The 26,882-nt window shown below is 43.1% G+C and carries 23 protein-coding genes and 1 tRNA gene; 12 read left to right on the plus strand and 12 right to left on the minus strand.

The annotated features are described in order from the left end of the window. Positions 1-21: 21 nt before the first annotated feature. The 5 genes from ABFW99_RS11075 to ABFW99_RS11095 form a co-directional block, all read right to left on the minus strand. Positions 22-1,404 (minus strand): SusD/RagB family nutrient-binding outer membrane lipoprotein, encoded by a 1,383-nt coding sequence (locus ABFW99_RS11075; RefSeq protein ID WP_349354083.1) that lies wholly within the window; start codon positions 1,402-1,404, stop codon positions 22-24. Positions 1,405-1,415: 11 nt separating this feature from the next. Next, positions 1,416-4,913 carry a SusC/RagA family TonB-linked outer membrane protein gene (locus ABFW99_RS11080; RefSeq protein WP_349354084.1) on the minus strand — a complete coding sequence of 1,166 codons (3,498 nt, stop codon included), beginning with the start codon at positions 4,911-4,913 and terminating at the stop codon, positions 1,416-1,418. Between the two features lie 106 nt (positions 4,914-5,019). Then, positions 5,020-6,096: a FecR family protein gene (locus tag ABFW99_RS11085; protein WP_349354085.1), complete on the minus strand. Its 1,077-nt coding sequence runs from the start codon at positions 6,094-6,096 to the stop codon at positions 5,020-5,022. A 112-nt stretch (positions 6,097-6,208) separates the two neighbouring features. After that, positions 6,209-6,721 carry an RNA polymerase sigma factor gene (locus tag ABFW99_RS11090; RefSeq protein ID WP_349354086.1) on the minus strand — a complete coding sequence of 171 codons (513 nt, stop codon included), beginning with the start codon at positions 6,719-6,721 and terminating at the stop codon, positions 6,209-6,211. 203 nt (positions 6,722-6,924) lie between these two features. Further along, positions 6,925-7,491, minus strand: a complete 567-nt coding sequence (locus ABFW99_RS11095) for an NlpC/P60 family protein (RefSeq protein WP_349354087.1) — start codon at positions 7,489-7,491, stop codon at positions 6,925-6,927. Between the two features lie 94 nt (positions 7,492-7,585). On the opposite strand from ABFW99_RS11095, the gene ABFW99_RS11100 reads away from it, so the two are divergent. Next, positions 7,586-8,308 carry a pyridoxine 5'-phosphate synthase gene (locus ABFW99_RS11100; RefSeq protein WP_349354088.1) on the plus strand — a complete coding sequence of 241 codons (723 nt, stop codon included), beginning with the start codon at positions 7,586-7,588 and terminating at the stop codon, positions 8,306-8,308. Between the two features lie 3 nt (positions 8,309-8,311). Here ABFW99_RS11100 and ABFW99_RS11105 read toward each other — a convergent pair whose 3' ends face one another. Next, positions 8,312-9,949, minus strand: coding sequence for a TlpA family protein disulfide reductase (locus tag ABFW99_RS11105; RefSeq protein WP_349354089.1), 1,638 nt, complete (start codon positions 9,947-9,949; stop codon positions 8,312-8,314). Between the two features lie 60 nt (positions 9,950-10,009). Here ABFW99_RS11105 and ABFW99_RS11110 point away from each other — a divergent pair, with 60 nt between their 5' ends. The 8 genes from ABFW99_RS11110 to yihA all read left to right on the plus strand — a co-directional run bounded on the left by ABFW99_RS11110 (position 10,010) and on the right by yihA (position 18,636). Continuing rightward, positions 10,010-10,903: a GntR family transcriptional regulator gene (locus tag ABFW99_RS11110; RefSeq protein WP_349354090.1), complete on the plus strand. Its 894-nt coding sequence runs from the start codon at positions 10,010-10,012 to the stop codon at positions 10,901-10,903. Positions 10,904-10,984: 81 nt separating this feature from the next. Further along, entirely contained in the window at positions 10,985-12,910 is a 1,926-nt protein-coding gene (locus ABFW99_RS11115) for an AAA domain-containing protein (RefSeq protein WP_349354091.1), read from the plus strand. A 129-nt stretch (positions 12,911-13,039) separates the two neighbouring features. After that, positions 13,040-13,111: transfer RNA gene (locus ABFW99_RS11120), tRNA-Gly, on the plus strand. A gap of 50 nt (positions 13,112-13,161) precedes the next feature. Then, positions 13,162-13,566 carry a GIY-YIG nuclease family protein gene (locus ABFW99_RS11125; RefSeq protein ID WP_440707500.1) on the plus strand — a complete coding sequence of 135 codons (405 nt, stop codon included), beginning with the start codon at positions 13,162-13,164 and terminating at the stop codon, positions 13,564-13,566. Between the two features lie 148 nt (positions 13,567-13,714). Next, on the plus strand, positions 13,715-14,137 hold the full coding sequence (locus ABFW99_RS11130) for an OsmC family protein (protein WP_349354093.1): 423 nt from the start codon (positions 13,715-13,717) through the stop codon (positions 14,135-14,137). Between the two features lie 151 nt (positions 14,138-14,288). Further along, a complete protein-coding gene (locus ABFW99_RS11135; RefSeq protein ID WP_349354094.1) occupies positions 14,289-16,397 on the plus strand; it encodes a tetratricopeptide repeat-containing sensor histidine kinase in 2,109 nt (702 codons plus the stop codon). 140 nt (positions 16,398-16,537) lie between these two features. After that, positions 16,538-18,040 (plus strand): amidophosphoribosyltransferase, encoded by a 1,503-nt coding sequence (gene purF, locus ABFW99_RS11140; RefSeq protein ID WP_349354095.1) that lies wholly within the window; start codon positions 16,538-16,540, stop codon positions 18,038-18,040. Further along, positions 18,040-18,636 (plus strand): ribosome biogenesis GTP-binding protein YihA/YsxC, encoded by a 597-nt coding sequence (gene yihA, locus ABFW99_RS11145; RefSeq protein WP_349354096.1) that lies wholly within the window; start codon positions 18,040-18,042, stop codon positions 18,634-18,636. The genes purF and yihA overlap by 1 nt, the downstream gene beginning before the upstream one ends. Before the next feature lie 19 nt (positions 18,637-18,655). Here the strand turns inward: yihA and mnmD are convergent, their stop codons facing one another. The 3 genes from mnmD to ABFW99_RS11160 form a co-directional block, all read right to left on the minus strand. Next, positions 18,656-19,423, minus strand: coding sequence for a tRNA (5-methylaminomethyl-2-thiouridine)(34)-methyltransferase MnmD (gene mnmD, locus ABFW99_RS11150; RefSeq protein WP_349354097.1), 768 nt, complete (start codon positions 19,421-19,423; stop codon positions 18,656-18,658). Between the two features lie 141 nt (positions 19,424-19,564). Beyond that, positions 19,565-19,954, minus strand: coding sequence for a carboxypeptidase-like regulatory domain-containing protein (locus tag ABFW99_RS11155; protein ID WP_349354098.1), 390 nt, complete (start codon positions 19,952-19,954; stop codon positions 19,565-19,567). A 163-nt stretch (positions 19,955-20,117) separates the two neighbouring features. Continuing rightward, positions 20,118-21,374 (minus strand): DUF4097 family beta strand repeat-containing protein, encoded by a 1,257-nt coding sequence (locus ABFW99_RS11160; RefSeq protein ID WP_349354099.1) that lies wholly within the window; start codon positions 21,372-21,374, stop codon positions 20,118-20,120. A gap of 110 nt (positions 21,375-21,484) precedes the next feature. On the opposite strand from ABFW99_RS11160, the gene ABFW99_RS11165 reads away from it, so the two are divergent. Together ABFW99_RS11165 and ABFW99_RS11170 are read left to right on the plus strand one after the other, a co-directional pair. Then, on the plus strand, positions 21,485-22,669 hold the full coding sequence (locus ABFW99_RS11165; protein WP_349354100.1) for a M20 metallopeptidase family protein: 1,185 nt from the start codon (positions 21,485-21,487) through the stop codon (positions 22,667-22,669). After that, positions 22,666-23,775 (plus strand): NAD(P)/FAD-dependent oxidoreductase, encoded by a 1,110-nt coding sequence (locus ABFW99_RS11170; protein WP_349354101.1) that lies wholly within the window; start codon positions 22,666-22,668, stop codon positions 23,773-23,775. The genes ABFW99_RS11165 and ABFW99_RS11170 overlap by 4 nt, the downstream gene beginning before the upstream one ends. Positions 23,776-23,835: 60 nt before the next feature. Here the strand turns inward: ABFW99_RS11170 and ABFW99_RS11175 are convergent, their stop codons facing one another. Both ABFW99_RS11175 and ABFW99_RS11180 read right to left on the minus strand, forming a co-directional pair. Then, positions 23,836-25,170: a Y-family DNA polymerase gene (locus tag ABFW99_RS11175; protein ID WP_349354102.1), complete on the minus strand. Its 1,335-nt coding sequence runs from the start codon at positions 25,168-25,170 to the stop codon at positions 23,836-23,838. Continuing rightward, a complete protein-coding gene (locus tag ABFW99_RS11180; protein WP_349354103.1) occupies positions 25,167-25,601 on the minus strand; it encodes a LexA family protein in 435 nt (144 codons plus the stop codon). Before ABFW99_RS11180 ends, ABFW99_RS11175 begins: the two co-directional genes overlap by 4 nt. 133 nt (positions 25,602-25,734) lie before the next feature. Here ABFW99_RS11180 and ABFW99_RS11185 point away from each other — a divergent pair, with 133 nt between their 5' ends. Continuing rightward, a complete protein-coding gene (locus ABFW99_RS11185) occupies positions 25,735-26,202 on the plus strand; it encodes a sterol desaturase family protein (protein WP_349354104.1) in 468 nt (155 codons plus the stop codon). A gap of 104 nt (positions 26,203-26,306) precedes the next feature. On the opposite strand, the gene ABFW99_RS11190 is transcribed toward ABFW99_RS11185, so the two are convergent. Beyond that, the gene (locus tag ABFW99_RS11190) at positions 26,307-26,882 is read right to left on the minus strand and encodes a DinB family protein (RefSeq protein WP_349354105.1); all 576 of its coding nucleotides are present in this window, start codon (positions 26,880-26,882) and stop codon (positions 26,307-26,309) included.

Consider the following 26,882-nt stretch of genomic DNA (forward strand, 5'->3'; position numbering starts at 1 on the left):
ATTTTATTGATGTCTTTTTCATTAATTCTGATCCCACCACAGTCTGCCATAAATAGAATTCTCTCCACCAAACTGACGCTGTATAGCCTCTTCATAATTTTCGGTATTGTTGAGGGCTTCGTCAGAGGTGTAGCTCTGCCTTAGGGGAACAGTGTTGCCATTTGGCTGCACGAGGTTATCCGGATAACCGGTTCGCCGCCATTCTGCCCAGGCCTGATATCCATGCATAAACAAATGAAGGTATCGCTGGGTTGAAATTTGTTCAACAGCGTTGCCGGGATCGAAGATGATGTCTGGTTGAGCTAAATAAGCTGTAGCCTGGCTGGCATCCCCGGTCCATTGAGCTATTGAGTTTTCGATGGCATTGTTATAGTTGGTTGCGGGATCTTCGGTTGTCCAGTTTAAGGCTGCAGCTTCTGCACGTGCAAAAAGAATTTCCGCATAGGTTACCAAATAAACGGGGGCATCCTGAGCATAAATGTCAGAGCCTAACAGAGAGAAGTCTTCGGTTCCAATGCTGTCTTCTTCTCCAAACTGAAGCCCTGCATATCCGCCTCCATTTCTTACTTCGTTGCCGTAAACAGGCAGACGGGGGTCATTATAAGGATCCATTAAATCAACAAGGCTTACCGTTAAAGCCCACCACTCCCGGATCGGAGGATCTACAATCTGTCCATACCAGTAGTTTTGGTTATTTGCATCAGCTAAATGCCGAAACAGAAAGTTGTCCTCATTGGAAGTGAAAACACCGTCATTCAACGCATCATTAAATTCAGTTTCTGCTAATGATGCGTTTACCTCTGATAGCCGCAAAGCCATCAACAAACGCAAGGAATTGCTGAATTTCACCCATTTCCCCATATCACCTTCGTAAATGATGTCATTGCTCAGGCTACCGGATTCATCAATTTGCTCGGCTGCTGCTTTAAGCTCTGCAAACAAATCTTCATAAATAGATTCCTGAGAGTCGTACACAGGGGTGAATTCCTCAGTGCCTTGTAATGCCTCGGAATAGGGAATATCTCCCCAGCGATCGGTTACGTTCCAGAAAATGTACGCTTTCAGGATTCTGGCAACGGCTTTTTGGTTATCGGTTGTAGCTACTTCTTCTGCGGTTTTAAGATTAACCAGTGGCCCCTGGTACCATCCGTAAAAGCTGGTTCCGCCTTCAGGGTATAATGAAGCATCCACGTATTGCGTTTCGGCCAAATACTGGGCCATGAACTGGGCATTAGGGGATGAACTTAATCCCGGCAGCGAGAGCATCGCGTTTGCTATAAGCTGTGGTGCGGCCGCATCACTGGGCTGGTTGGGATTATTATTTATGTTGTTGAATTCGACCAGATCGCAACTGCTGAAAATCGCAAATGCAATCAGTGTAATAGGTATGAATAATTTTTTCATGGTTCTCTGATTTAAAAGATTAGTTTTACATTCAAGCCATAAGAACGGACGGTATTTAACTGTCCGGATTCGTACCAGGTAATGTCCTGGCTGCCTGATGACAACTCTGAAGGATCGAGACCCTGAGGTGCTTTTTGCCAAATCATAAGCGGGTTATTTGCAAATACGGCTACATTAATCGATTTCACAGGGATTCTGGACATAACCTTGTCCCCAAATGTATAGCCGAGTTTAACCTCGCTTAGCTTGATGTAGGAAGCGTCAATTACCCAATCCTCATAAACTTCATCACCAATAAGGTCGAAATAGTCATGAGCATCTACATAGGCTGTGACTTCCTGCCCTGTTGAAGCAGAGATACCATGTACTTTCACACCGCCACCTTCACTGACGGGGTCACGTACGTTGTTTCCTTTGTCGTTTTTAGCCGCAGTCTGGCTATGTAAACCCGTTCGGGTAGCAAGCATTTCTGACCGACTAAAAAATTGTCCGCCAACCTGGAAACTGATCATAGTGGACAGACTGAAGTTTTTATAGAAGAATAGATTCTGAAACCCACCGGTAAAATCAGGAAGTACAGACCCAAAATTGTGAGTGGCATCTGTCCAGAGTGGCAGGTTATCATCATCAAGAAGAATCATTCCCGTTTCCGAATCACGCTGGTAGGCGCGCCCAACCAGGCTTCCGTAGGTTTTGCCTTCATAGGAATTCAGATAACTGGCTGTTGATGAGTAAACCGTGGAGCCATGATTATATAAATCGATGTCGGGGTGCAATTTTACAACCTGGTTGGTATTGCGGCTCAGGTTAAAGGTGGAATTCCACACAAAATCTCTCTGCTGAACGGGAGTTCCGTTTAAGCTGACTTCAATCCCTTTGTTCTCAATAAGCCCGGCGTTGATAATAGCTGACCCGTAACCCGTGGTTCCGGATATGTTAAGCGGGATAATCTGATTCTTATTCTGTTGCAGGTAATAGGTAAAGTTCATTCCTACACGGTCAAAGAATCGGATGTCGAAACCTGCCTCATACGATGTAGAGAACGATGGCTTAATGTCCGGATTATTGATGTTTGATGGCACATCTAACGTATTCTGTCCATCATACACACTGCCCACATTGTAAACGGGGGTAGTCAGGTAGGGACTTAAATCAGAACCGGCTTGTGCAAAGCTGGCACGGAGCTTACCGAATGAAAGTGCCTCCAGATCTAATAACTCACTAAACACAAAGCTACCTGAGACGGAAGGATACAGGTATGAGTTATTGTCTTTAGGGAGGGTCGAAGATTTATCAGATCTCAGGCTTAAATCAAGGAAGTAGGTATCTGAGAAGCCGAGCGAAACCAGGCCGTAGGCACTTACAATTTTCTTTTGCTCCAGGTAATTAAACACATTTGGGCGATCAACCGAAGCGTTGATGTTGAAGTAGCCCGGCGAAGTAAGTCCACCAACCGTTGACTGGGAGATGTAAGAGTAATTACGATTATACAAGTTAGTTCCAAGGGTGGCATCTAACGATAGATTTGCCCAGCTTTTTTGGTACTGAGCTGATAACTCGTAATTCATCTCCTTGTTTTCGTACTTACCAACTGAATATCCGGGGGTAGAAGTGCCACCAAAATCGGTTTTTCCTTCAATATTCTGGATATAAATATCTCCCCGGATGTTAGCACTTACAACGAGATTGGGCAGGGCTTCAAAGTGAGCGCCTACGTTACCAAATACCCGGTCGCGGCTATCGGTACTTGTATTTTCATAAGCTTCGAAGTAGGGATTGGCCCAGTATAAGGGGGACTTGTTGGTGATTTCTCCGGTCGAAGAACTTGGAGACCTCATATTCCATTGCATTACTGTTCCATCGGGATATCTGTAATCTTTCAGCCTTCCCATGTCAAGGTTTCTTTGGAACCACTGACGGAAGTACCTTGACCCAAACTGAGAGCCCTGTGGAGGTCGGCGGGCTTCATTGGTTGCGTAATTAATATTAGCAGAAAAGTCCCATTTATCACTGGCTTCGATGTTGGCGCTTAACCCCAGGTTATTTCTGTTTAAATACGTATTGGGGTAGACACCGGTAATCTTGGTATCGTTGAAGCTGAGTCTGAAATTCGTGCGCTCTTCACCACCGGAAATAGTAACGCCGTTGTCGGCAGTATAACCGGTTTCAAAAAAGTTTTGAATATTGTTGGGATGAGCATCAAAAGGAGTAAGCTGTCCGTACATCGGATCTTGTGGATAGAAGCTGAAATATTCACGGACCAGAGTTCCATCCATTTTTGGTCCCCAGCTTTCATCCACATTAACCTGAACATACTTATCGCCATTAGGCAATGTTCTCCACGTTTGGGACGAGCCGCCCCCATACTTATTCTGGTAACGCATAAAGTTACCCGCCTGCTGGAAAGAAAGGTTTGAGTTGATTTGAACCTCAATACCTCCGGCTTCACTACCCTTATTTGTGGTAATCATAATAACTCCATACTGTCCCCTGATTCCATACAATGAAGAGGCAGCCGGGCCCTTTAACACGTTCACGGACTGAATGTCGTCCGGGTTTATATCCTGGGCAATGTTACCATAATCTTCTCCGGCACTTCCCGCAAAATTGGCGTTCGAAATAGGCGTGCCGTCAATAACGATAAGTGGTTGTCCTTCACCATTAATGGAATTCACACCACGTATTTTAATAGATTGCGTTCCGCCAAGGCTGGCCCCGGATGATCCCGTTACCTGCACACCGGCTATTTTACCGGCAAGAGATCCGATGACGTTATTTTCATTCGAATAGGTCAGGTCTTCTCCATTTACCTGCTGAGTGGCATAACCTATAGAACGCTCGGAGCGGTTAATGCCAAGTGCGGTTACTAAAAGATCCTGGCTTAGAGGAACCACTACCAGTGCCACATCGATTTGTGTATTTCCATTAATGGGCACTTCCTGTGTTTCATACCCTACAAATGAAAAAAGAAGGGTGTCTTGCAGAGAAGGGGCATCAAGCTCATAGTTTCCATTCGGGTCGGTGGAAGTACCAATGGTTGTTCCCTTAACCTGGATGTTTACTCCCGGTAAAGGTTCATTGGTTTCTGCATCCGTTACCGTTCCGGAAATGGTTTCCGGAATGGGACTTTGGTTAGTTGTCGGTACTTCAACAGGCAACTGTACCGCAAGGGTGTTATCGGTTTGCCGAAACCGCAATCCTGTTTGGCTGGTAACAGTCATTAAAACTTCTTCTACCGTTGCCGTCATTTTCGGAATGGTAATCCGTTTATTGCTCGACTCAATCGCAGAGGTTTCATAAAGAAATTTAAAAGCTGTTTGTTGCTCTATCTCTTTAAAAACGTCCTGAATGGTTGCCTGCTCAAATTCGACGGTTACATCTACTTCACTAACACTTTGAGCCGAAGTTGTTCCGGCCATCAATGCTGTTGCGGTTATGAAACTGAATATAAATCCCCAAATAGTACAGAAAGACATATAAAGGATTGTTCTGAAGGTTATTATTTTCATAGATTACCAATGTTAATGGGCATAAGATGCCTGTTAAAATTAGAGGTCCGTTTTAATCCGATGCGCGAACATGAGTGATTAATTCGGGCCTTTTTTTGTAAAAATCCTACTCGGCAGCTTGTATCGTCACAACCTGCTCTTCAATGGTATATTCTATTCCCAAAATAAATTGAATAGACTGCAACACTCGTTCAAGGCTCATATTCTTGTGTTCTCCTTTAAGCTTAGCATCCTGAAGCTGTTCGCCTTGTAAAATTATATCTACTCCGTACCACCTCTCCAGCATTTTAGCTACTTCAGAGAAAGGCTTATCATTAAAAATCAAAACCTGATCTTTCCAGGCAATCTGTTCCCAGACATTTCCTTCACCTTGTTCAAAAAACTCTCCGCTTTGGTGATAAGTAGCCCATTGATTCTCCTCGAGAATAACGGGTTGTTCGGGTACACTATCTTTATTTTCTTTTGATTTTCCGGATACTCCCACTTTGCCTTCAATTACAGTCACCTGCAATTTCTCATCATTCTTGTAGGCTTTGATATTGAAGGATGTACCTAAAACCCGGGTTGTGGTATTACCTACTTGTACGATGAAAGGACGGTTCTTGTCCGGGGCGATATCAAAAAACGCTTCTCCTTCCAGATGCACTTCTCTGACTTCAGAATCAAATTGTTCGGGGTAGCGCAGAGTGCTGCCTCCATTTAAGGTGATTACAGAACCATCATTGAACCGAAAAGTGGATGTTTGGCCATAGGAGAGTTGCCGTTCATGTAATTCGGCTGTTTGGGGAGTATCGGCTGGCTGGGAGGACTTACTTAGCTGTAGTGTAAAAATGAGGGCTATGGATACCACAACGACCAATGCAATACTCTTAACAATCAAAGCTGTTTTTTGGAAGCCGGTGGCCGAGGTGTCCTGGCTATCTTTTACTTTAGTAGGAGCCGTTTTAGAAAAATAATGGTCAGCAATTAAATCGGACTCAACTTGTCGAAATAATCTCTTTTTGGTTCGTTCTTTATTTACAGAAATATGCTCTGCTTTATTTAGTTTTTCTAAAACCTGTTCTAAAAGCTGAACATTGTCGGGGGATTGAGCCAACCATTGCTCAATGAAATCAAGCTCTTTTGGGGTACAGATCCCCAATAGGTAATTTACCAATACCTGATATTCCGGCTCTTTTCTCATAGGATTTAATTGTTGCCTTTATTACTAATATCCAAAAAAAAGGGCCTACCCTTACTTAAAATTCATATTCTAATAAAAAGAACTTCTGAATACGCTGAGGCGGGGATTTTTTTTATAGGTACTTGAAGTCTTTCAGTTCTTCCCGGAGAATTCGGAGAGCATGACTGATCTGTCCTTCCACTGTTTTAGGGGAAATGTTCATCGTTTTGGCGATTTCCTTGTAGTTCAGCCCTTCTTCGCGACTCAGGAGGTAAGCTTGTTGTGCGCGATCGGGAATTTTTGAGAGTGCTGTTTGGTAGGCATCGTCAAAATTGGGAGGATTTATAACCGGCTCTTTGGGTGGTTTTGTATTGGTCAAATCAAGAATGTGGTTCTGAAGCCAGTTTTCGTACTTCTTCTGATTTCGTAACTGCTTAAGGGCATGATTCCGCGCTGTTTTTATGATATATCCCTTTACGGATGGGTGGTCGGGATCAATGTTCTCTCTGGCTTCCCATATTTTAAGAAAAACTTCCTGGGTCCAGTCCTCAAGCTCTTTTGGACACGATGTGTAATAAGACAAGAAGGAAACAATATCATCGAAGTATTGCTCAAAAAAGAGTTCAAACTTTTTCCTTCCTAACATGCTTGATCTGTAACCTTATGAGGGCTATGCCTTTATGATTTAATCTGAGTTAAAATGTGAAATCAGGTCTAAAAATCATAATAAAAAATTAATGTGGACAGCGCAGCAGATATGATGTAAACGAAAGTTAATTTTATGCATCAGGGTGGTTCTGTGAAAACAGGAATTAACCATTCTCTTTTGTAAACCTTAGAAAAAGTAGTTTAGTAAATTCTTTTTGTGGTTAAATAAGTTTCCAGCCAGTAGGGATGATCCAAACCGGAAATTTTCACCCCATTGGTGGTGGAAGCATGCAGAAATTCCTCCCTGTTAATCATTACCCCCACATGATAAGTAGTCCGTCCGGTTTTGAAGAAGACTAAATCACCGGTTAAAACTTGCGATTTTTTCACTTCTTTGCCGGCCTGCAATTGCTCTCGGGTGGTTCGGGGTATCTGCATTCCAAAATAATCTTCAAACACCACCTGCATGAAATCGGAGCAATCGATTCCATCATAGCCTGATCCTCCTAAGAGATAGGGAGTACCTTTCCAGTCGTTGTAGGCGAGCTCTAAAAATTCCTGCTTTTCCTGAACGGAAGGAGGCATGGAAGACTCAACAAAGGTGCCCGACTCTTTACCGGATCTTGTATCATTTTCGTCAGCGTCAGAAGGAGTGGCAGCCGATGGATTTTTGGGTGAGTTCTCTTCCCACGGAATAGTACCCCTTTCTACCGTTCCACAACCCGCAAACAGAAATAAAGCCAAACCAATAAGTGAACCCTTTGTCATAGCCGGATGATCTTTTATTCTCGTCTGTAAATATAGTGTGATATGCTTACTTTTAAATGTCGAATTCTGATTTCAGAAAACCAACTACAATGCAATGAATTTATTAGTCAATATTGATCATGTAGCTACTCTCAGGAATGCGCGGGGTGAAGGGTATCCCGATCCAATTGAAGCAGCAGAGGTTTGTGAAAAAGCAGGAGCTTCGGGCATCGTATTTCATTTACGGGGAGACCGGCGCCACATCCGGGATGAAGATGTGTACCGATTGAAAAAATCAGTTCGTGGCACGCTGGATTTTGAAATGGCTGCCTCAGATGAAATGATTGATATTTGCACTGACATTGAACCGCATTTATGTACGCTTGTGCCGGAAGGAAGGGAGGAACTGACCACTGAAGGCGGGCTGAAAATGGAATCGGTATTCGATGATTACAAAAACCGGGTATTCCCGAAACTGAAAGGAACCAGTATTGAAATCAGTTTATTTCTGGATCCCAATCCTGAGGACATTGAATTGGCGGCAGAACTCGGAGCCGATGCTATTGAATTACATACCGGAACCTTCGCTAATGCCGATCCCCAAAAACGCAGACATGAGCTTACGAGATTGAGAAAAGGAGCCAAGCTGATCAACGAGTTAGGTATGAAAGTAAACGCCGGCCATGGCTTGAACCTTGATAATCTCCCTGATTTGCTGGAAACGGTACCGTACTTGCATGACGTAAGCATTGGCCATGCACTGATCAGTAAATCCGTTTATTGGGGATTGGAAAAAACAGTAAAGGCTTATTTAGAGATTATGGAGGATTATGCCTGATTGCTAATCCAGGTATTTTCTTAGCGTTTTTTCAAGCTTTGCACCTCTAAGTGCCCCACCCGTTTCTACAATTATTCCTTCAGGATTTACTAGAATTTGAAAAGGATATCCTTGTATTCTGAATAGCGTGTTGAATTCGCCATCGTCAATAACCTGAGGCCAATTTATATCATATTCAGAAATAGTTTTTTTTGTCGAATTTACGGCGTCATAAGCAAGCCCAATAATTTCTAAGTTATTGTCTTTAAATTTCTTGTAAGCCTTCTTTAAATAAGGCAGTTCTTCTATACAAGGACCACACCAGCTTCCCCAAAAATCAAGTAATACATACTTTCCCTTTAAATGTTCTTTGCTGATTGAGTTGCCCTCAAGTGTGGAAGCTTTCCATGTTGGTATCGGTTTTCCAATTTCAATAATAGCTAATTTTTCTTCTGGTTCTTCAAAAGAAGGTCTGAAACGCACCCAGGTTCCATGTGGGTCAACATCAGCAATCTCATACATCTGATTGCCAAGTTGAAAATGCGGGTAGAAATAATATCTATCAGCTCTGTTGATATCATTTACGTTGACACTTAAATCTTCATTTGTTCCCGAACCCATCTGCAACAAGTCATCACTATTACGGTCAACATATACCTGAAGGTTTTCGGTAAAGAGATACTCAAAAAAATTCAGAAAATAGATCGTACGACTTTCACCATTATTTGAAAGCGTAGCCTTTCGTTGTGCAGTTGGAAAAGCATAGGTCAAGTTCGGAGCATCTTTACGGTTACTGGAAGAATAAGCGCTCGGTAAGTCCCTGGCTAGCTTGATCTCAGCTTTTGTAGTGCGGCTAATTATTTTTTCTCCTTCAAGCCTGTCATACTGAATTAGTCCTTTCCAAGTAAAGCTGCTGTCTTGATCCTTGAATACATATTCATCATCAGAAATAATATTGTCGTTATTTTGGTCGACGTAGATAGACCACAGGCTGTCTTTAGGTTCTTTCCCCGAAACCACAATCAAGCTATTATCTGGCGCTTTGGATGTAATTTGATAATATACCACGGTATCCTCGAATACAGGGGTTATATTTCTCAGCAACCCTCTTATTTGATCACCATAGAAGTACCTGACAATATCGTCGGCATAAAGGATAGTACCCATCCAGTCAAAAACATTTTCATTGTACTTAAATGTTTTATTAGTCACTGGTTTAAGTTCTGCTACAGGCCACAGGTGCTCCATATTTTTAGCGGGAATATCATGCCATGCTTCTACGGTTACTTTGACAGTTTCCTCTTCCTCAAAGATGAGTTGGCGCGGATTTCGATAAGTAAAATCAATGTTTTCTTCAGCTGAATAAATAGTCCCCCGGGTAATTTTATAATGCACTGTATCTCCGACAGGTTGAGAAATTGTTAGCTCCCATGTACCATTATTTTTTTTAAAAGGCATGGACCTATCTTTCCAACCAAAACCTTGTCCAGGATCAAAACCATTGATAGAACTTGCAAAAAAGAATTCAGAATTTTTAGGGGTGTTCGCAGGTAATTCAAGCTGTATGGTTACTTGGACAGAGTCAGTATCAGATTGTGCTTTTATCTCAAAATCATAATTAAACAAAAGTATGAGTATGGTTAAAAAAACGGATATCTTCACGACGGATTGATTGTATTTAATGTTTACTAATAAAATAGTATTATACACCTAATAACCAAATTGAAAACCTCTGCCAAACATATCGCCGACCGTATCCGGTTGATGATTGCTACCAAGCAATTCCAGGTGGGTGAAATGTTGCCTTCTACCCGGGAACTCGGGCAACAGCTGGAAGCCAGTTTTCATACCGTAAGAAAGGCCTATCATATTCTGGAAGAAGAAGGACTGATTCTGGGAGAGCAGGGGCGCGGATTCACCGTAAAAAATCAAACACCGCTGCTGGATAAATCTGCCCGACTGGAAGTAGGCGGGGAAAAGATTCAGGCCCTGGTGGAAGAGCTTGTGGGCTATGGGTTGGATGAATCTGAAATAGAACTCCTTTTTCAGGAGCAGCTGGGATTTATGGAGTGGCCCGATCGTATTCAAACCTGCGCAAGTGTGGGGGAAAACTATGAGTTGGGTAAAATGCTCTCAGACGCAATCAAAAAACAGGTGGGTGTAAAAAGTCAGGTTATTGATGTTAACGAGTACGAAAGTGCAGCAAAATACGATGCCCTGTTTGTTCCTATTCACCTGATGAATAGCTTCAGAAGCTTGAGGGAAAGTCTGCTTATCATCCCAATTGTGTATGATTACGATCCGGATATTTTATTATCTATGGTAGACCGGGCAGCCATAGCAACAATCGGTTTGGTGACGGGTACTGAAGAAACCATCCCCAAGATTATAGACGAACTGAAGCGATCTATTCACTTTGAAGGCTCGTTTGTAGCGGGGACTATTTATGGGAAATCATTACCGCTTTTTGTTCGTGAATCAGACCTTATCTTATACACCCCAGAAAGTGCCCGGCTGGTAGAACAGAAAGTGCCGGAGAAAAACCGCCTGAGGCTCGAATACTTGCTCTCTGAGAAAAGTTCAGAAATGATTCGGTCTGAGTTGTGGGATCAGTAGGAAATTTTAAATTTGAAATGCTAAATGTTGAATTACATGAGGTACTAATTCAACATTTAGCATTTAATATTCATCAATACATTGATAAAAAAAGTTATTACGCAGGCCCTTGAAGCCATTGCCAAAGAAATTGAAGCCGTTCGGGAAACCCCATCTACCGATGTGCTGATGAACGGCGAGCTGGAAAAGATTTCAGGAGAGTATATCTATACATTTGAGTCTCAAAATCAGGGGCTTAAGTTCGCCGAAGAGATCCGTGCTAAAATGGATGGAAAGGAATTCAAAGTTCATCCCATAGAATTTAAGGACAAAAAAGTACGGCTTGAATTCCCCGAAAATAAAGGCCCTAAAGTAGATGAAGTATATCTGGAGTGGGAAAACGATTATGTACTCAAAAAGATGCAGGAGCACCTGTTTACCCTTCAGGAAAAATCGAAGGAAGTTCCTCAGCTTAAAGCACTCCTGAAACCGGAAAAGAACTTCAAAGAAAACAATGAAAGCCCGAAACCGGTTTTTGATGACCTTAGGAATCCATCTCAGAAAGAAGCTATCAAAAAGTCGCTGAAGAACAATATCCTATATGTTTGGGGACCGCCCGGAACAGGGAAAACAGCAACATTGGGCTTCATCATAGCTAATTTGTTGAAGGAGGGGAAACGGGTGCTTTTTGTCTCTAATACTAACAGGGCCGTGGATGTAGGGTTGTTGAGTGTGATTGATGCGCTCTATGAAATCGATCCGGGGTTCAGCATGCAGAATACGACCCGATTCGGGGAAGCCGCACTGGATGATCCGCGGCTGGAAGACATCCTGTTTGAGCATCAGGTTAAAACAAAACTGGACAGTAGAAAAGCCGATGCCGTTCAATTGAGTAATACGTTGAGTAAGTATGAGTCGCTGCAGGAAAAGATCGACGATATGATGCGGAATGGGGAGGAAGTGCCGGAGAAACTGGATTTAGAATGTCAGCTGGCGGGCAATAAAGTGGATGAACATGGAGGAGTGGAAGAGCTGGAAGACAAAATTGATCGCTTGATGAACCTGAACGAGCGATATGAGCTTAAAAAGAAGCAGTTGGTAGCAACCACGATGGCAAAGGTGTGTACTTCTGAGCTGTTTTATGGGATTAGTTACGATGCTGTGGTAGTAGATGAAGGCTCTATGGCAGGGATTCCGTATCTGTTGTTGATGGCCGCTAAAAGCAAGAACCGCCTGATTATTGCCGGCGACCCTATGCAACTTCCGCCCATTGCCATCACCAATGATCAGGAAGCGCGGGAATTCTTAGAGCAGGATATATTTACCTACGTTTCAAAATCGGATACGACGGAAGCATTATTTACATGGCACGACGATAATCCGGAGTTTACCTGTTTTTTTGATGTTCAATACCGGCTGAAAGATGATTTGGCAGGGGTGATCAGCTCCGTGTTTTATGAGGGCCGTTTAAAGTCGGATACCACCGAAGAGGAAATGAAAACACTCCCTGATACCTCAGGTTCTGTGGCTTTGGTAGATACGGCGAAATACAATCCTTATCTGGAGCAGGAAACAGGAGAGCGAGGCTTTAAGCCCGTAAATGAGGTTCACCATAAACTGATAGAGGAAAGTTTGAAACGGCTTACCCGAAACTATGCTCCGGAGAATATTGGGATTATTGTTCCATTTAGAAACAGTGTGTATAAAGTCCGAAATCACCTTTGGGAATCCGGGTTTAAAGACATTGAAGTGGGCACCATTCACACTTTTCAGGGGCGGGAAAAATCAGTGATTATCTTTGATACGGTGATGAGCGGAGAATGGCAGAATGGAGGTATGCGTCACTATTCTGTCCGACCGTTTGACGAAGCCAAAAATGGACTCAGCGTGCCACGATTATTAAATGTTGCCTTTTCCCGGAGCAAAGAGTTATTGGTCATCATAGCGGATATGCAGCATGTGGAAAGAGTGTATGGGAAGAAATTTCTGGGTCGCTTGTTGCATTCTGTTAAACAAATATCGATTTAGACGGGATGAGTGTAACTAATCAAAGAAGATTTGAAAAAATTGTGTGTTGATTCAAAAAAAGGTTGAATTGTAGTTCATAACACTCTTATATTTGGTGCTCTCTGAGAGGAGAGAAATTTACTGATAGAAGCGGGAATAGCTCAGTGGTAGAGCATCTCGTTGCCAACGAGAAGGTCGCGAGTTCGAATCTCGTTTCCCGCTCAAAAAGGCAGTTAAGGAGACTTAGCTGCCTTTTTTATTTTGGGGGAGAAATGCACGAAACGTATATCATTCATAGCGAAAGCAAAGACCGGTATTACATTGGGTCGACTTCGGTTGGGGTGGTCAAAAGGGTAGAACGGCATAACGCCGGATGGTCACGCTCCACGAAGTCGGGGATCCCGTGGATCATAAAATATGTAGAGACTTTTGCTACAAAGTCAGAAGCGTTAGCAAGGGAACGCCACATCAAGAAACAGAAAAGCTTAAAATTAAATAGAATAAGAAGGCAGGACCTCCAAGCGTCCGAAGGACCTTGGAGAGTTCGCCGGCAACTAACGCTCACGGTTCTAACCAATCATACCTCTACAACGCTTCCAGGACCTGCGGACGCTGAAAGGTTGCATCAGGTGAACAGTGCTTTGCCTTTCTCATTTCGGTTTTCTTGTTCATTCTAAAAATGCTTAATACAGATTTGGTGATAAGGAGACTTAGCTGCCTCCTAAATTACATAACCACATTTTTTGGTTTGTCGAATGTGTGGAATGTAATCCATTTTTAAGCTGTTCAGAATATTGACTTACAACCAAAACTAATTCAATTATTATGCCAACAAAAAAAGCAGAAGCAGTTTGGAATGGAAATTTGAAATCCGGAAACGGTACAATGAAAGTAGGGAGTGGTTCCTATGAAGGGGCGTATAGTTTTGCTACCCGTTTTGAAGATAAATCAGGTTCAAATCCGGAAGAATTAATTGGGGCGGCTCACGCCGGATGTTTTTCTATGGCATTTTCTAACGAATTGGATAAAGCAGGATTCACACCGAATTCCGTTCACACCAATGCCGAGGTAACTATTGATCCGGGTGCCGGCGCTATTACTACAATTAAGCTGACTTCCAAAGGGAATGTGCCAGATATAGAGAACGATAAATTCCAGGAAATTGCTGAGGCAGCAAAAAACGGATGCCCTGTATCTAAGGCGCTGAGTGGAGTCACCATAGAATTGGATGCCACGCTTGAAAACTAACCGGTAGATAGTAAGAAGTTTAGGTGCCAAACCCGCTTTTAAGCGGGTTTTTTTATATCACAACTTTTTTCATTTATTTAAGCATCTTAAAGAGCCGATAAACACATAAGGCAATAGTTTTTACTATAATCAGTAACCACTTTTAATGATTATGCCTTCAGTAGTTTATCAGTTACTCACTTATTTATTCATAATTATTGCGCTTCAACCCGTTTATGCTATTCAGAATACCAATAGCGGGAATGAAAGTGATAGTAGTCGTGTGCTAATTTGGCTCAGTGAAGCAGAGTCGGACCTTGAACGAAGTAAATTATCTGAGGCTCGAAGAAAGACACAGCTCGCTGACAGCCTTTCAGAGAAATTGGAATTTTCCGAAGGAAAAGCTCTATCCAGCCTTCGTTTTGCGGACATTCTGATTACGGAACGCAGGCAAGACTCCGCTATCGTTATTTTAAATGAAGCTATACGAAAGTATCCCGATAGCAAACTGAGGGCAAATTACAATAACTTGCTGGCAGCGGCTTATTCGTACCGTGGGGAAGAAGCGAAAGCGATAGAAGCTTTTAAAGAAGCGCTTAAATATGTATCCCGATTAGATAGCTCTAAGGTAGACAGAACGAATGCGGCAATTCGGCAGAACATGGCAAATGCTTATATAGACCTGGGGCAAACAGCGTTAGCTTTTGAATACTACCTGGATGCAGTACGTTTTGCGGAAATGACCCGCGACACTTCATTCCTGGCAACTACGCTGAATAATATTGGCCATGCTTACAACATGGAAGAGAATTTCGAACGTGCTGCCTTTTATCTTGAAAAAGCCAGGACCTTATCAAAGCAGAAAAACCTCCTACCTGAGTTATACCGAACAACACTGAATCTTGCAAATACCCGAAACGATCAGGAGAGGCTGCAGGAAGCATTAGACTTGTACAACGAAGCCCTGGAACTGAATAATCAAATCCGCCCGGATTCCCCTCCTGTAATCGTACTATATAACCTTGGAAGACTAAATGGAAAGTTAGGAAATCATGAAAAAGCAGAGGCCCAGTTTCGTGAATCTCTTGCACATTCCAGGCAGATGGGTATCATCCAGGGGGAATACTATAATAACTTCGGGCTTGGCAACTTATACAGAGAAATAGAGCGCTATGAAGAGGCTATTCAATATTTTGAAAATGCCAGGGATATTTCTGAGAGCTTAGGTGCTACTTCTTTAATGCAGGATGTTCGCCAAAAGTTGTATGAAACCAACCGGGAAGCCAACCGGTTCGAAGATGCCCTTCAGTATTTAGAGCTGTACAAAGAATTATCGGATAGTCTGACAAGCATCGAAAAAGAACAAGCACTAGCCGAACTTGAGAATCAATTGGAGTTGGATCGCCAGAATGAGGTAAACCGGTTGTTACAGGATAAACAGGCTCAGCAGGAGAGACGGCTTGAGGTACAATACATATTTATAGTTGTAGCTGCGCTGGTGATCGTATTGATTGTGGTACTCCTGTTTATGATGAGAAAAAGTGCCCGCGAACGGGAAGAAATAAACAGGGTGTTGGAAGAGCAAAAAGAGGAGCTTATAGAGGCCAACAAAGCAAAAGATAAATTATTTGCCATTATAGCTCACGACCTGCGCACACCCATGACTTCCATGCAGGGAATCCTCCACCTTCTTAAAGACAATGTAATCTCAAAAGAGGAACTCACTCAGCTGATTCCTGAACTTGAGATGTCCATTCAAAAGAATGTACATATAATGGAAGACCTGCTAGCATGGGCTAAGGATCAGCTATCAGGAGTTAAAATGGAAATTAGTCCTATTAACCTATACAGCGTTGTGGATGAGATTGTGTCGAGCCATACTTTTATTGCCCAAAAAAAGGGGGTAACAGTACATCACTGTATTCAGGAAGGTGAGCACGTATTGGCTGATCAGAATGCCCTGCAACTGGTTGTTCGCAATGTAGTCTCCAACAGCATCAAATTTACCAGAAACGGAGATGAAATAGAGATTAAAGCTGAGCCTAATTCCCATAATGTGAAGATTATTATCAGAGATACGGGCATAGGAATACCTGAAGAGGAATCCGACAAAGTATTTTCAAACAAAGCCTGGACAAGAGAAGGTACCAATAAAGAAAAGGGAACCGGATTTGGGTTGAGCCTTTCTAAAGAATTTGTAGAGCGTATGAACGGGGAAATCTGGTTTGAAAGCACGGAAGGCGAAGGGTCCACTTTTTACATTGAATTACCTAAAGCGTAACCGAACTAAAAGCAGGGATTCATTTATTGCAATGATGTGAACAATCTGTAGATAACTTCTGTGAGTTCTAATTCCCGAAACCCCGAATCATTTCTTATCTTCAACACTTACTTAATCACTCATTATCTGGAGCTTTGAATATGAGCGACAAGCCTCGCGAATATTGCGGAATCTACGGTATCTATAATCACCCCGATGCAGCCCTTCATACCTACTATGGTTTGCATGCTTTACAGCACCGGGGACAGGAATCGGCCGGAATTGTTACTTCTTATTTTGATGACGACAAAGGACGGTATTCTATGCCGGCTTATAAAGACTTTGGATTAGTGCTTAACGTGTTTAGTAAATCCAAGGTTTTTAAGAAAATATTGAGAGGTAAAAATGCCATAGGCCATAATCGGTACTCAACCTCAGGCTCCTCCAAAAACCCCGCCAACATCCAGCCTTTTCGGGTACACTACCGGAATGGTAACCTGGCCATCGGGCACAACGGGAATCTTTCCAATGCCAAGCAAATCCGCGAGCGGTTCCGCAAAGAAGGTGTTCTTTTTCAAAGTACCTCTGATACTGAGTTAATTCTGCATCTCATTTCCCACAGCGATAAGGAAGACCAGATGGAGCAGATTATGGACGCACTCGAACAAATTGAGGGTGCTTACTGTCTGGTTATTCTAACGGATGACAAACTGATTGCGGTCAGAGATCCCAACGGATTCAGGCCTCTTGCCTTGGGTAAAGTAGATGGTGCATACTGTGTGTCCAGCGAAACCTGTGCTTTTGATATCAACAATGCCGAGTATATTCGGGATGTGCAGCCCGGCGAAGTGATTGTGATTGACAAGGATGCCGACGAAAGCAACGAGCCGAAGTCCTATTTTATACCTCCGCAAGAAGGAACAGGTACCAGCCAGTGTATTTTTGAATATGTGTACTTTTCTCGTCCCGACAGCAAGATTTTCGGCGAGATGGTGGATAAGATCCGACGCAATCTTGGTAAACAATTAGCCAAAGAACACCCGCTGACCGATGTTGTTAAGAACAATACAACGGGTAAGAAGCCGGTTGTTATTTCGGTACCTGATTCCAGTAACACGGCTGCTCTTGGTTACGCCAGCGAAAGCAATAAATTAGGCAATGACTGTAAGTATGATATCGGCTTGATTAGAAACCATTACGTAGGGCGGACTTTTATATCACCGGGTCAGAAATCCCGCGAGCAGAAAGTACGAACCAAGTTTAATCCCGTTCGTGGTGTAATCGAGGGGCGGGTTGTTATTATCGTAGATGACTCGATTGTGCGAGGAACAACTTCCCGCTACCTGGTTGACATGATCAGGGAATGTAACCCGGCTGAGATCCACTTCTTGGTGAGCTCGCCCCCGATTATAAGTCCATGCTATTACGGAATGGATTTCCCGACTCCCAATGAATTAATAGCCAATAAGTTTGATCGGGATATCGAAAAAATGGCAGAAGAAATCGGGGTGGACAGCCTCCGTTATTTGTCTGCAGATGGACTTGTTGACGCCGTAAAAGAAGCGAACCCTTCCGGCCACGATTATTGCACTGCTTGTTTCACAGGTAATTACCCGGTGCCTGTCAATTTTGGTGTTGAGAAAGAAGAAAATGAGCTGGTTTAATGTTTAACGCCCAGCCCAAATTTATTACCAGTGCTACAAAGCTTGAAGAATGCCCACCGGCCACCTTACCTGAGGTATGTTTTGCCGGACGTTCTAATGTCGGGAAATCTTCTCTCATTAATGCTCTTCTGAATAAGAAAAACATAGCCCGGACATCAAATGTGCCGGGTAAAACCCAACAGATGAACTACTATAAAGTGGGAAATGAGTTTTTCATGGTTGATCTGCCTGGTTACGGATATGCCAAAGTTCCTAAAAAGGAGAGAGAGCGTTGGGGTAAAAACATCCGCGACTATTTGTTGGATCGCGAATCTCTGAGTCTGATACTTCACGTTGTAGATGTACGGCATGAACCCAGCCAGCTGGATGAAGACTTTTTCTATTGGATGGCTATGAATGAGAAACCCTTTTCAGTGGTACTCTCAAAGTCAGACAAAATTTCCAGGAATAAAGTAAATCAATCGAAAGCAAGAGTTCGCCGCATCCTGAAAGAAATGAACATTGAGATTCCGATTTTACCGTATTCATCTGATTCCAGAGAAGGTATTCCTGAGATAAAAGATCTGATTACCGAGTTTGTGAATCATTCAAAGTAAAAACCGATTTCGATCTTAGTTAGTCAAAATCTCCGCTTTGATATCGGCCGGCTAACCTTTCTTCATTCACACGTTTGAAGTTTTTGAGCATTTTCGGCGAAAGTGAAGCAACCGTCATTTCCCGCTTCCCTAAAGCACCTTGTGAACGCGCAACTTTCCATCCTGAGGCACACATAGCTCCACGTGCTTTCGAGGCAGCACAATAGGTGGCAAGAACTGCTTGATTAGAGGAATAGGAGGCTAGTTTGGTAAAGGTGTCGGCGGTCCAAAGCTCTTCATTAACTTCCGGTGAAAAAGGGTCATGAAAAATAAAATCGGCTTGTAAGTTTTGTGGAGAAAAATCCCCGAACCGGCCGTAAAAAAGATGGAGCGTAACATCCATATCCTTCAAAGGCTGAATCTCATTCAATCCGGGTTGAATACCGTCAAAGATACCCGGTAGCATATCATTGAGTTCAGGGTGATTCAGATGTTTTTTAAAGTCGAACCCAGAAGCAGTAGCCCGGTCAACGGGAAAAGCCTCTATCGACCAAAACTCCACGGGTATATTGAGCTTTTTCTGTTTAAGAATATCAAGGAGTAACAGGAAATTCAGCCCTGTTCCGAAACCAATTTCCAGAATTGTTAAGGAATTAGCTTTATCCAGAGTTGAAATCAACCCCGGTGTTTCAAAGAAAACGTGCAGGCTTTCTGAGGCCGCTCCATTGGGGTTATGATAAAATTGCTCAAAAGTATCTGAATAGAGAGTCGAAGAACCGTCTTTGGTTTGGTGAACTGTAGGTGTCATAGGTCAAAGATAATGCATCAGTCATCATTTAGAAACAGGTCATTCTGTTCGTCATCAAACTATTAGGCAGAGTAAAGCACAATTAAAAAAGGGCTTTAATTGCTTAAAGCCCTTTTGAAATAAAACTCGGTGAGTAGGTACTTATTCCTTCTCAACCGGTTCAAGTTCTATAATCACTTCTATGGAAGGTGATTCCATTTTGGTTGTTTTTACCTTTTTCTCGTACTCCTTATAACCCTCATGGTCAATTTTCAGAGTGTAGGTGTTACCGGTAGTTAAATCTTCAGTTATGAATTCGCCTTCTTTATTGGTTTCAAGGGATTCATCTAATTTTGTGACTTCAACCTCTACCTCCGGTATAGGGTTTTCTGTTTCAGCATCTACAACCGTCCCTATTAAAGTAACATCTTCATTAGCTTCAACCTGCATGTACTCTTGATCAGGGCTGGTCGTCTGGGCCGTCATCGCAATTGTGAATACTCCGAATAAAGCTGCGAACAATCCTGTACTTATTTTTTTGAGTGTACTCATAAAAGTAACCTCTCCTTATCTTTTATTAGCGATTTATGCATGTTATATGCACATATGCCAATGGCAGACACTTAGAAATGTTCAGAATTCTAATCTTTGTAAACCCTTTGATGTCAAAGAATAGGGTGAATGGTCTATAAAAGAGGGTTAAAGAAAGAGGATTTTAATTAGCAGACTTCAGCGTGACTCTTCCGTAGCTCGTTTTTGCTGATACTGAAGCCTCTCCGGAGCCTATGGTTCCGTTAGCAGCTCCGGAAGTCTGTGTCCCTTGAAAGCTAAGATCGCTGCCGATTTCAACTTTATTTCCGGACAGGTCAAACCTTGCGTTAGTGGTTTCAGAAATCAGGATAGAGATGGTTCCGGCACCGGTGTTTGCCTGAGAAGAGTTTTGCATATCCACAAAGTGAAGCTCAATATTACCGCCATTTGTGTGTGCCTGAACGGAGCCGGAGAGTTCTTCAGCAACTAAATTTCCGCCGGAGGTTTTCATTAATACAGAACCGATGATATGCTGAGCTTTTATATGTCCACCAAGAGAGTGCAGATTAAATTTTCCTTCCGAATTGATTACCGAAATATGGCCTCCGCTGGTTTTGGCACTAATATTTCCGGTTACATTTGTAAGATTAATGTGTCCGCCCCTGGTTTCGTAAACTTGTTCACCTGCTACATTATCAGAGGTAATATGTCCGGCTTGAGTTCTGGAAGTAATTTTCATGGTTTCCGGCAGAATCAGTGTAGCCTGAAGATGAATGTTTTGATCTTTGGATAAAGCTCTTCGGCTACTGATTTCAAAATTTGCACTACCCGAATGTATGTTAGCTGAAGTATTAATCCTCGATTCAAGATCGGCCTCGTTAGAAACTTGCCCGGACGCTTCAACAGTAAATTTGATCTGATTTTCCTGGCTCCCTTTAACTGTAATGGAGCCGAAGGGTAGTACAATATTGGCATTCTCTACATTTAAAGCATCAAACTCTTTCACGTAAGCAAAAACACCCGGCGAAACCACTGTCCAGTTTCCGGGACTTGCTGCCATCTCTTTATTGATGGATACAATTCCCTCTTCACGATTTATATCAACATTGATGCCTTCCTGTTCAAGTTCTTCGAGCGCCTGATTTATCTCAGCTTCAATCTCCTCTTGAATTTCAACAGGCAAGAAATTGGTAATATTTTTGAGGTTTTCGAGATTCTTTAAATTCTCAAGGTTCTTCAGGTTCTCTAAATTTTCAAGATTCTCGAGTTTTTTAAGCTCAACTACATGGAGCTTTTCACCATCTAAATTAATGCGAATACTATCGGCTGCAAAGGCTGATCGGTTGGGCTTTTTAGGTTCTGAGTGCTGCCCTACGATGTATAAGGCAATACCTACAAATAAAAGGCCGGCTAATATTATTTCCCAGGATGTTCTCTTCATGTGTCCTTCATTTTTTGTAACCCGTAAAGGTACGATTCATTCATTCAAAGGTTACGTTGAATCGGATAATATCCTTATCATCAGCTAAGGTTTGAATTCAACGAATACGCATGCATTCTCAAATTAAGAAACTCTCGGAAAAATACGTTCAGTACGCGATAGAAACCCGAAGATATTTACATCAGTATCCTGAGGTAAGTTACAAGGAATTTGAAACTACAAAGTTCATAAAATCTGAATTAGAAAAGATAGGAATTCCTTTCGAAAGTCCACTAAAAACAGGTTGTGTGGGGATAATAGAAGGTGAAAAAAAATCAGATCGGGTCATTGCTCTCCGGGCAGATATTGATGCGCTGGCAATGGAAGAAAATGGGGAAGCAAAAGAAGATTTTATCTCTCAAAATCCGGGAGCTGCACACTGTTGTGGGCACGACGCCCACACTTCCAATTTGCTAGCGGCTGCTAAAATTTTGAAGGAGCTTCAGGCTGAAATTGAAGGAAAAGTGCTGCTTGTATTTCAACCGGGGGAGGAGAAGTTGCCTGGAGGAGGGAAGCTTTTAAGTGAAACGGGGTTTCTACAGGATCAGGGAGTCCAGGCTATATATGGATTGCATACCTCCCCGATGCATAATCCGGGCACAATTGCGACCAAAGTTGGGCCGTTAATGGCAGCGCCTGATGAATTTGAAGTTGAAATTATTGGCAAAGGCGGGCATGCAGCCCGGGCTCATGAGGCGATTGACCCGGTAGTGTTATCTGCGCAGTACATCAACGCAGTTCAAACCATAGCCAGCCGAAGCGTTGACCCAACCGAACCGGTGGTTGTTACTGTTGGCAGGGTTGAAGGAGGAACGGCTCATAATATTATCCCTGAAAAAGTTAAGCTCTGGGGTACAGCCAGGACGCTTACCCCTGAAACGGCAGAACTAGTGCATAATCGATTGGAAGCGTTGGTAAAAGGAATTACGGAATCGGCAGGAGGGAGCTACAAATTTCAATTAAACAAAGGATATCCTCCGGTTATAAATACAGAAAATGAAGCCCGCACCGTACTCAGCACAATGTCGAACCTGTTTGGTGAAGAATCAGCCATTGAGCTGAAGCGACCAGTCATGGCCGGTGAAGATTTTTCGTTCTATCAGCAGCATTTTCCGGGAGCGTTCTTTTTTGTGGGGAGCGGCAGCGAAGAGTCCGATTCCAAGTATCCCTGGCATCATCCAAAGTATAATGTAGATGACCGGTTTTTTGAGGTTGCAACTCCGCTCATGGCTTCTTTAGTTTTTGAACACAAATGATTAAAGCAGAAAGATCTTATTGGGAATCCGAACTGTATGGTCGGAAGTTTGACTTAATTGTACTGGGAGCCGGCTTGACGGGCCAGTCCATCGCACATTTCTATAAAAAAGGAAATCCTGACAAAAAGGTGCTGGTAGTAGACCGGGGATTCTATCCCATAGGTGCCAGCACTCGAAATGCTGGATTCGCATGCTTCGGTTCAGTTACCGAACACATGGCGGACATGGAAATTGAGGAAGAGGCTAAGATTATCGATCGGATCCGGAGAAGAATACATGGGCTGGGTTTGCTACGTAAGACTCTGGGTGATGAAAATATTGGATATCGGGAACCGGGGGCTTACGAAATTTTTACTGATGCCGGGGTTTATGAACAGGCTTTAGAGAATCTGGATGTTTGCAACCGGTGGCTGCGCGAGGCCGCAGGTTTAGAAGATGTGTACCAAAAGTGTGAGCACAATGGGTTCCCCGCAATAAGTATAAAACAGGAGGGCTGCCTGCATCCCGGCAAAATGATGCGAACTCTTTATGAAAAAAATCTGGCTGCTGGAGTAGAATTCAGGTGGCAGTCTAAGGTGCAAAAAATAGAACAAGACGATGGTGTTCTCTTGCTTGAGAATGGTATTGAACTTCAGGGGCAGCAACTGGCTGTAGCCACCAATTCATTCACCTCAACATTGTTGGAAGATATTGACATCAGGCCGGGTCGTGGATTCGTGTTTGTTACCAAACCTATACCGAACTTGAAGTGGAAAGGGACATATCATTTTGACCGCGGATATTACTATTTCCGTGGAGTGCAGGGAGATCGGTTTCTGCTTGGAGGCGCACGAAGTTTAGACATTGATGTTGAAACAACAACTGAATTTGGGACAAATCAAAAAATCAAAAAGAGCCTCTTATCCTTCGCTAACGATGTTTTGAGGCTTCCTGAAGGCTGGGAAATAGATACCGAATGGTCAGGGATTATGGGGTTCACGAGCACTAAAAGCCCAATGCTACAGCGTATCAATAATAAGACAATCGTGGTTGCAGGCCTAAGTGGAATGGGGGTTGCCTTAGGTATGCAGCTCGGAAAAGAAGCGGCTCATTTAGTGATTAAATGATAAAGTGATAGGGTGATGTTTTTTAAAAATCACTCCCTCACCATATCACATCTTCACCCCTCACTTTGTTTTAGCCGTCATGATCTCTTTCCATTCTGTGGTATATCGTTTACTCAGGTAATTCTGGTTCATTTTCCAGCTGGCCTCTTCACTATTTTTTCGGTGTTGCCCTGTGGCAGCAAAGGCGGCCGTGTTTCGTCCGTGGCGCGTGTTAATCCGGTCTATGCAATTCATTAAGTGAAACTGTTTCTGCGTATACAATTCAGGATCAAATAAGTCCATTTGTACTTCGCGATGGGGAACAATTCCGGTCAACATGACTGCTGCTTTTTTGTACTTGGTATCCGGCTGGAAAACAGATTTAGAAATGGCCATTCCGGCTTGTATCATGGTGGGGGTATGGGCCGTTGGAACCTGGAAAAAGTGTCCGCCGCCATATCTATACTTACCCTTCAGGTTGTCGTAGCGGTCTCCAATAAGAGTTACATGCATACAAGATGCCACACTTTTTTGCGCCCTAAGCTTTTCCCCGGCACGACTGATGTATGTTGCCACGGCTTCCTGAATGGGGGCAAGATCATACAGGGGCTTTCCAAACATGCGCGAAGTGAGAATGCCTTTTCGGGAATCGAGGGCTTCGCTGAGCTTCATGCAAGGGAGTCCGTTAAGCTCCAGTACAGTTCGCAACCCTGTCACATTCAGATGTTTTCGCACCCACCGCTTATAGTCGACTTTTTGTTTTAGGTCAAAAGCGGTTTTTACGTCAAACCGGTTTAAGCGGACCGTGAGTCCATGCCCGATTCCCCAGACTTTTTGCAATGGCATGTTTTTCAGAATTTGGTCTATCACAGGGTTATCACACAAACTTAACACACCACTATAGTCGGGATTACGTTTTGCTGTCTCGTTAGCAATTTTTGCCAGTGTTTTACTTGGGGCAATGCCTACAGAAACCGGAATTCCCGTCCACTTATAAACCGTCTCTTTGATGTGGCGTCCATACTCCTCTAAATCAGAAAAGGTATTGGTAGAAAGTTCAGCAAATGCTTCATCAATGCTATAAACCTCAATATCATGGGTGAGGTGTCGCAAGGTTTTCATAACCCGGTTCGACATATCTCCATACAGCGGATAGTTCGAAGACCGGACAGTCACGTTCTTTTCCCTGAAAAAAGTACGAAACTTAAATTCGGGTGCCCCCATCGGGATATCGAGGTCTTTGGCCTCCTCTGAACGGGCAATGACACAGCCGTCATTATTGGAAAGGATGACAATAGGCTTGCCCTCAAGAGAAGGATTAAACACCCGTTCGCACGAAGCGTAAAAATTATTACAATCAATCATCGCATAAGCAATGGAGCTCCGGTTATTGAAATTCTCGAGGTTCAGGATCATACTTCATACCGGTGAATGACATGCGTGATTACACCCCAGATGAGCCAGTTGGTGTCAGGGTGAATGGTGATCGGTTCAAACCGGGTATCATCAGAAATTAAAAACAGCCGCGACCCTCTCTTAACCAGCCTCCTGATTACGGGCTCTTCTTCGATCGCGGCTATTACAATATTTCCATCCGAAGGATGTACGGATCTGTCAACCACAAGGATGTCTCCATCCTGCACCCCCGAAGCCTTCATCGCATTTCCTTCTGCCCGCACATAAAACGTAGCAGCGGGGCGGTGTACAATTAATTCTTCCAAATCCAACGGTTTTTGGAGATGATCAGCTGCCGGAGATACAAATCCGGTTTCAGCTTTTTGTGAGAGTTTAACCTCATTTCGCTGTTTTTTAGCTGACCCTCCCTGGTAAATTTTCAGTCCCTCCATACGTACCTCTTTGCTTACATATATTATATGTGTAAAATATGTGTATCGCTGGTAAGAGTAAACTATTATCTCAAAAATTTAGTTTGCTAATCGGAAATCAGGATACAATATTAGCACAAATCAAAAGGGCAGTATGGATTGGCTTTATTTAATTGGATTTATTGGTGTGGGTTTTGCGGGGATGGAGATTGTATCCTACTGCGTGCACCGTTGGTTATTTCATGGAATACTCTGGAACATTCATGAGTCGCATCACAAACCAAATCATGGAATGTTTGAGTTGAATGACATTTTCTCGGTCTTTTTTGCCGGAATTTCTATTTGGCTGATGGTTGATGGAGCTGCTACTATGTTTAGCGCGCCTGCATTCGGGATTGGGGCGGGGGTTGCTGTTTATGGGGTGCTATATTTTATCATCCATGATCTGTTCGCCCATAAAAGGTTCGTGCCTTTCAGCAGTGACAGTAAAATTATGAAACTAATCCGGCGGGCTCACCAGCGTCATCATCAGGATGTAGGTAAAGAGGGGCATGAGCCGTATGGACTGTTTCTCTTTCCTTATGACGAATATCCGGAGCGGGAGCGCAAATTTGACCGGTGATGAACCTCATGTTTGTGTACCGGAAAAGATCTGTACAACAATGAAGTATTGGATTAAGCATACCAAGTATTCCGGGTCACAAGCAAGCCGTTTACGGCTGCGGCTTAATCTTCAGTAAACCGCTCTTTTAATTCTTTCATCTGCTCAAAATGTCTGCGCTGGTGGGCTTCCTGTACGCCGAAGCAGGCTGTTAATGACATAGGTACAAACTTAACAATAGGATTGCGCGTTTTTATCCGGTCCAGGTTTAGCTGTTCCAGTTTAGCTTTTTTGATCAAGTGAATGAACTCATCCTGAAGGGTAAAGAAGTCCGCCAGTACTTCTTCCTGATTAATGTCGGCAGCACTCTTTGGTTCAAATGGCTTGATCGTTGGAACGGCTCGTTTATACTGAGGACTTACAACATGTATGAACCATCGGAAGAAGAAGTTTGGGGTGAATGGTTCACCGCCTTTCGCTAAATCTTCATCGGGTTTGTTTAGTCCCTTTTTGATTTGAGGTAAATACTCATTTCCTGCCTGCACAAGGTGATTTAAAATTTCGCCCATACACCATTTATCAGCAGCCGGTTTTCGGAGAAAAACAGCCTGATCCACACTCTGAGTTAGTTCTTTGGCTGTACCTTTAGCCTGTTCGAAAGCATCGAGAAAATTGTCGTAGGTGTAGGATGAGTTTTTCAT

The organism is Gracilimonas sp. BCB1 (assembly GCF_040117685.2).
In the GTDB taxonomy this organism is placed as follows: Bacteria; Bacteroidota; Rhodothermia; order Balneolales; family Balneolaceae; genus Gracilimonas.